This window comes from Nonomuraea turkmeniaca (assembly GCF_005889735.1).
Lineage (GTDB): Bacteria > Actinomycetota > Actinomycetes > Streptosporangiales > Streptosporangiaceae > Nonomuraea > Nonomuraea turkmeniaca.
The window spans coordinates 1-6,290 of the sequence record NZ_VCKY01000385.1; the positions used below are offsets into that span (position 1 = coordinate 1).

8 protein-coding genes are annotated in these 6,290 nt (G+C 74.0%); 2 read left to right on the forward strand and 6 right to left on the reverse strand.

Annotation, left to right across the window (positions count from 1 at the left end; translation table 11 throughout):
• Positions 1 to 268, reverse strand: a 268-nt coding sequence (locus ETD86_RS57705; protein ID WP_211370874.1) for a hypothetical protein, incomplete at its 3' end; no start/stop codon positions are given.
• A gap of 54 nt (positions 269 to 322) precedes the next feature.
• Here ETD86_RS57705 and ETD86_RS51790 point away from each other — a divergent pair.
• Entirely contained in the window at positions 323 to 502 is a 180-nt protein-coding gene (locus ETD86_RS51790; protein WP_138673966.1) for an NUDIX hydrolase, read from the forward strand.
• An 86-nt stretch (positions 503 to 588) separates the two neighbouring features.
• A complete protein-coding gene (locus tag ETD86_RS51795) occupies positions 589 to 1,149 on the forward strand; it encodes a dihydrofolate reductase family protein (protein WP_138673967.1) in 561 nt (186 codons plus the stop codon).
• Between the two features lie 13 nt (positions 1,150 to 1,162).
• On the opposite strand, the gene rbsK is transcribed toward ETD86_RS51795, so the two are convergent.
• From rbsK to ETD86_RS51820, 5 genes are all read right to left on the reverse strand, one after another.
• On the reverse strand, positions 1,163 to 2,047 hold the full coding sequence (rbsK, locus tag ETD86_RS51800) for a ribokinase (RefSeq protein WP_138673968.1): 885 nt from the start codon (positions 2,045 to 2,047) through the stop codon (positions 1,163 to 1,165).
• The gene (locus tag ETD86_RS51805) at positions 2,044 to 3,414 is read right to left on the reverse strand and encodes an ADP-ribosylglycohydrolase family protein (protein WP_138673969.1); all 1,371 of its coding nucleotides are present in this window, start codon (positions 3,412 to 3,414) and stop codon (positions 2,044 to 2,046) included. The genes rbsK and ETD86_RS51805 overlap by 4 nt, the downstream gene beginning before the upstream one ends.
• Positions 3,411 to 4,550, reverse strand: a complete 1,140-nt coding sequence (locus ETD86_RS51810; RefSeq protein WP_138673970.1) for an ADP-ribosylglycohydrolase family protein — start codon at positions 4,548 to 4,550, stop codon at positions 3,411 to 3,413. Before ETD86_RS51810 ends, ETD86_RS51805 begins: the two co-directional genes overlap by 4 nt.
• Positions 4,547 to 5,572, reverse strand: coding sequence for an ADP-ribosylglycohydrolase family protein (locus ETD86_RS51815; RefSeq protein WP_138673971.1), 1,026 nt, complete (start codon positions 5,570 to 5,572; stop codon positions 4,547 to 4,549). Before ETD86_RS51815 ends, ETD86_RS51810 begins: the two co-directional genes overlap by 4 nt.
• Before the next feature lie 6 nt (positions 5,573 to 5,578).
• The coding region (locus tag ETD86_RS51820; protein WP_138673972.1) for an ADP-ribosylglycohydrolase family protein at positions 5,579 to 6,290 on the reverse strand (712 nt) is incomplete at its 5' end.

Sequence of the window (6,290 nt, forward strand, 5' to 3'; positions counted from 1 at the left end):
TCGCCGATCGGGCCGACAGCCGGCTCACGTAAGCCGGCCCGGTTGCCCACCCGCTGATCGGCCGGCAGGCAAGGCCCGTCCTGTGCTCGTGAGATCCACGTCGACGGCCCACTCCGTGCCGATCGGGTGGGTCCAGTAAGTCCGGCGGGTCGGCCGGTATGGGGCGGCGGGCCCTCGGGGTTTCGGCGCCGGACCGCTCCGCGACGACGTCGCTCTCCCCCTCCACGCCGCCCACGGCTTCCGGCAGTTCTTCGGGGTTCTCCTTCATGAGCCACCACCTGCCCCCACCAACTCCTCATGAACCGGCTCGCATGGTCCGAAGGTGATCACGCACCGCCCCACAGCCCGCGTCATCCTGGCCGACCCCCGCGACCGGATCCTGCCGTTCAGGTTCACCCCGCCGGATCCGTGGCCGAAGGAGCCCGCCTGGCACCTGCCCGGCCTGCTGGCCGGGGTGCACACCACCGGCCCGGCCCCTCTCCGCCAGGCGCACGAGAACTGATCAGGAAATTTCTTCGCCGAGATGTAGAGAACCCGGATGCGGCTCCGACCCGGTCACGAGAACGACGAAAAACGAAGGAGCACATCATGGGCAAGCTCATTTACTGGGTCCACACCTCCGTCGACGGCTGCATCGAGGGCCCGAACGGCGAGTTCGACTGGCCGGAGATGGGGCCGGAGCTGTCGGCGTACGGGGACGAGATCCAGGCGCGGGTCGGCACCTTCCTGTACGGCCGCGTCGTGTGGGACATGATGTCGAGCTTCTGGCCGGACGCCGAGTCCATGTCGGACCACCCGCACGACCTCAAGTTCGCGCCCATCTGGCGCCGCACCCCGAAGGTCGTCTTCTCCTCGACCCTGAAGGAGGCGGGCTGGAACACCCGGATCATTTCCGGCAACCTCTCCGAGGAGGTCGCGGAGCTGAAGCGCCAGGCGGACCAGGACCTGCTGCTGAACGGCGGCTCTCAGCTGGCGGCCGCCCTCACCGAGCTGGGGCTGATCGACGAGTACCACGTCATGGTGCACCCGGTGGTGCTCGGTGGCGGCAAGCCCGTGTTCCCGCCGCAGAAGGACCGGCTCGATCTGCGGCTGGTGGACTCGCGGACGTTCGACGGGCGGACGGTGCTGCTGCGTTACGAACGGTCCTGACGCCGGGGCGCGGTCAGGTGAGGAAGTCCTCGATCTCCCAGCGCGTGGGCATCGACGTGCTGGCGCCCTCGCGCTGCACGGACAGCGCCGCCGCCGTGGAGGCGAAGCGGAGGGCGTCCGCCATGGGCAGCCGTTCGGCACGGGCCACGGCCAGGGCGCCCACGAACGTGTCCCCGGCCGCCGTCGTGTCCACCGCCTTCACCTCGACCGCCGGCACGCGTACCCGCTCCCCCGATCGGGACCCGTACAGGGCGCCCTCCGAGCCCAAGGTGATCACGGCCTCCTCGACCCGCTCGAGCAGCGCGTCCAGGGCGGCTTCGGGGGCGGTGGCGCCGGTGATGGCGGCGGCCTCGTGCTCGTTCGGGACGATCAGGGTGACGGCGTCCAGCAGTTCGTCCGGCAGCGGCTGGGCGGGCGCCGGCGTCAGGACGACGGGCACGCCGGCGACCGAGCCCGCCTCCGCCGCCGCCACCACGGCTGCCATGGGCAGCTCCAGCTGCAGCAGCAGCGCCTCCGACGCGGCGATCGTCGCCAGGTCGTCGCCCGAGGGGCCGGCGACGGTGCCGTTCGCGCCGGGCACGACGATGATCGAGTTGCCGCCGGCGTCGTCCACCACGATGTGCGCGATGCCGCTGGGCCCGGGCACCTGGCGCAGGCCGCGTACGTCCACCCCGGCCTCCGACAGCGTGTCCCGCAGCTCCGCCCCGAAGCCGTCGTCGCCGACCGCCCCGAGGAACGCCACCCGCACGCCCGCCCGCGCGGCGGCGATGGCCTGGTTGGCCCCCTTGCCGCCGGGGATGGTCCGGAACCGGTGGCCGGTGACCGTCTCACCCCTCCCGGGGGCTTCGGAGACGTACGCGACGAGGTCCATGTTGGCGCTGCCGAAAACCGAGATCATGACTGCATCATCTCCTGTGTACGCCGGGCCAGCTCCCCGAGGCTCACCCCGTCGAACCCGGTCAGACTGCTGGCCAGGCTGTCGCGCATCCGCCACTGGTCCGGCACGCCGCCGTTGAGCGCGCCCGCGACGGCCCCCGCCGTGGCGGCGGCCGAGTCGGTGTCCCAGCCGCCCGCGACCGCTCCGGCGATCGTGGCGGTGAAGTCGCTCCGGCCGTGGATGACGGCGGCGGCGATGAGGGCGGCGTTGTTGATCGTGTGGACCCAGTGCAGCGTGCCGTGGCGCTCGTACAGGCGGTCGACGACGCGTTCGAAGTCCTTCTCGGTCGCGGCGTCCTCGGCGGCCAGCCGTACCGCCTCGTGCAGGCGTGAGCCCGCGGGCACGACGGACAGGCCCGCCCGCACGACCTCCTCCGGCGACGTGGCGACCAGCGATGCGGCGCACATCGCGGCCGCGAACATCGCGCCGTAGATCCCGTTCGCGGTGTGCGTGAGGCGGGCGTCGCGCCAGGCGTGCCCGGCGGCCGTGGCCGGGTCGCCCGGGTTGACCCATCCGTAGACGTCCGCCCTGATCAGGGCGCCGATCCACTCCCGGAACGGGTTGCGGTGTGCGGCCGTGTGCGGGGGCTCGACGCCGTCCAGGAGGTTGCGGTACGCGACGCGTTCGGCGGTGAACGTACGGCCGGCCGGCAGCTCGTCCAGCCACAGCGTGGCCACGTCGCCGGTGGTGAAGGCGCGGCCGTGGCGCTCAAGGACGGACAGGGCCAGCAGCGGGTAGTTGAGGTCGTCGTCCTCGGGGATGCCGTCGATGTTCTCGGCCAGGGAGTTGACGGCGCTGCGGCGGTTCCAGGGCCAGCGGCGCGCTATGTCGCCGGGCAGGCCCTTCGCGGTGAACCAGCCGCGGATGGGCCAGTTGCCGGTGGCTTCGGCGATCTGCCTGATGCCTTCGCGCGGGATCTTCTCGACGGGCTTGCCGAGCACGCACCCGGCCGCCCGCCCCAGCCATCCGCCGAGCACCCGCGCCGGGTCCACGACCGCGCCGGGCGGTCCGGCCGGGCCCGCACCGGCGGTGGCGGGCGGGTGGGCCGGCCATGCCGGGCAGGCGGCGACGATGGCGGGCAGGTCCGACGGCTCGTTCAGCGGTGACGGGATCCCGGCCAGCTCGTCCAGCAGGTCTTGGGCCGTTCCACGGAGCCGGGCCGACTCCGGGCCGGACGCACCGGCCCGGGGCGGGGCGTCGTGGCCGCCCGCCGCGTGCCACCGGTCGGCGATCTCCCGGACGCGCGCCGGGTCCCGGCCGTCCTCGGCGGCCTGGCGGAGCTCGTGCCCGATCAGGTCCTCGGGCTGGACCCAGGTGAGGCGGATCATCGGCGGTCGAGATCGGCGAAGGCGGCCTCGTGGGCGCGGCGGCGTACCAGGTCGTCAGCGTGCACCCGGCGGGCCACCTCCGCGATCGCCTGCCCCGGGGCCACCAGGTCCGTACGGCTGGCCGCTCCGACCCGCTCCACCCACTCCGCCGGGACGGAGCTCAGCCCGCCCAGCGCGCCCGCGATGGCCCCGCCCATGGAGGCGATCGAGTCGGCGTCGCGCCCGTAGTTGACGCCGCCGAGCACGGTGTCGCGATAGTCGCCCTTGGCGATCACCAGGAAGCCGAGCGCCAGCGGCAGCTCTTCGATGCTGTGCAGCCGGCTCGGCCGCCGCGCTCCCAGACCCTGGTCGCGGTAGGTGTCGGCGACCGTGTCGTACGGCCGGACGGCGGCCCGCAGCGCCTCGAAGGAGCCGGCCCAGTGCCCGAGCCCGGCCGCTGCCTCGCAGACCGACTCGATGGCGGCCCTGGTGCCGTCCTTGGCCAGCCGCAGGCAGGCGGCGACCACGGAGTCGGCGGTGGCGCCCGGCCGCATGGCCTCGGCGACGGCGGCGGCCATGACGCCGGCGGCCTCGCGGCCGTAGCTGGACTGGTGGGCGCCGGTCAGATCGACGGCCTCGGCGTAGGCGGCGTCGGGGTCGGCGGCGTTGACGATGCCGACGGGGGCCACGTACATGGCCGCACCGCAGTTCACGATGTTGCCGACACCGGCCTCGCGCGGGTCCACGTGCCCGTAGTGCAGCCTGGCCACGATCCACTTCTCGGCCAGGAAGATCCGCTGCAGCGGCAGCGCGTCGCTCTCCAGCTCGGGGATCCAGCGGCGCTCGCCCATCAGCTCGGGTACGAGGTGGTCGGCCATCGCATACGCGTCGAGGTGGCCGCCGGCCTTCTCGTACACGCGGATCAGGGCGTGCGTCATCAACGTGTCGTCGGTGATGTGGCCGTCGCCCTTGTGGTAAGGCGCGATGGGGCGGGCGTTGCGCCAGTCCTCGTTGAACGGCGGGACGATGCCTTCGACGCGGCCGTCGTACCGCTCGACGATCTGTTCAGGGGTCCAGCCCTCGGTGGCGCCGCCCAGCGCGTCACCGACCGCCGCCCCCGCCACGCAGCCGGTCGCCCTGTCCTCAAGCGGCGTCATGCGATTCCCTCCGTGAAATGACTCGTCAGTCCGATCAGATCCTTGCCCGCCAGATCGGGCAGGCAACAACCGGCCAGCGTACGGGCCGAGGCGGTCCACCCCTCCGGGATCGCCTCGTACCCGCCGCAGGCCCCCGCCAGCGCCCCGGCCAGCGCGGGCGCCGAGTCGGCCAGCGTGGCCAGGCACACCGCCGCCGGCACGGCCGCCGCGAGCTCACCGCCCGCCGCCTCGGCGAGCGCCAGCGCCACGGGCACGGTCTGGGCGGCGCCCACGCCGTAGCTGTAGACGTGGTCGAGCAGCGCCGCGTCCAGGGCGGGCACCGCGGCGAACGCGTCGCCCGCCTTCCGCGCGGCGGCCAGCGCCACGCGGGCGTTGTGCCCGATGGCGGTGTCCTGCGGCAGCACGGCCAGCGCCGCCTCCACGGCCGGCCCGATCGCGCCGGACGCGACCGCCTCCCGCACGGCGGCGGCCATGGCCTGGGCGGCGAGGATCCCGTCGGCGGCGTTCGTCACCTCGGCGTCGGGCGTGGGGTCCCTCCCCAGGACCCCGAACGCGACGGCCCTGACGGCGGCGGCGTCGTCGAAGTGGTGCGGGTTGTCGTGCCCGGACGCGGGCGGCTCGACGCCTCTGGCCAGGTTGTCCAGTGCGGTGGCCACCGAGATCCGCGCCCTGACGCCCTCGCGTATCCCGGGCCTGCGGCCCGCGCGCTGCCCTTCCTGCTCCCCGCCGGCGATGAGCTCTCTGAAGGCCTCCGCCCTCGGCCGGTCGATCGTGAGCACCGTCCAGACGAGCCACTCGGCGTCGTCGGACGGGCCGATGGCCAGCGGCGCCGTGGGCTGGTTGAGCGCGAACGGCACCGGCAGCGTGGTGACCGCGTGCTCTTCCGCGAACGTGTCCAGCTCCCTGTGCAGGCGGCGGCTCCAAGGGGCGTGCACGGCCGCCCGATGCCTGGCCGCGGGCCAGCCCGCGGCGTCACCGACGGCCAGCCCGGCGAAGGCTCCTCTGATCCTGTCCCCCGACATCGTCTTCTACAGTCCTTCCGCCAGCTCGTCGGCGACGTCCAGCACGTGTCTTCCGGCCACGACGGGCAGGCACTTGCCCGTCACCGGCTCGATCCTGGCCGCCCACCGGCCCGGCACGCCACCCTCACCCTGCCGTGCTCCCGCGATCGCCCCGGCGATGGCCCCGATCGTGTCGGCGTCCCTGCCCAGGCTCACCCCGAACGTCACCGCCGCCTCGACGTCGCCGTCACCGGCCAGGAAGGCCGCCAACGCGAGCGCCACGGCTTCGGGCGCGATGTCGGTCCACGGGTAGTGCCTCACGACCACGGCCGCGTGCAACGCCTCCACGAGCGGGCCGGGATCGCCGCTGGTGGGCGGCGACCCGCCGAGCACCTCGCGCACCCGCACGATGTTCCTGGCCGTCCACGAGTCCGCGGGGATCACCGACAGAGCGGCGAGCACGACATCCGGGACCGACGCCCCGCCCATGGCCGCGGCCACCGCACCCGCGACGGCGCGACCGCCCAGGATGCCCTCGCCGGACGCGCTGACCAGCCCGTCCTGCTCCACCAGCCGGGCCGCCTCCGCCGGATCACCGGGGCAGAACACCCCGTACGGCGGGATCCGCGAGCCCTTGTCGATCAGCGACCGCGCGGTGGACGCCATGACCCGGGTCGCCGCCCGGGTGAGCTTCGAGCTGACCGTCCGCCGCGAGGTGGAGCGCCGGCTTGCCCAGCTG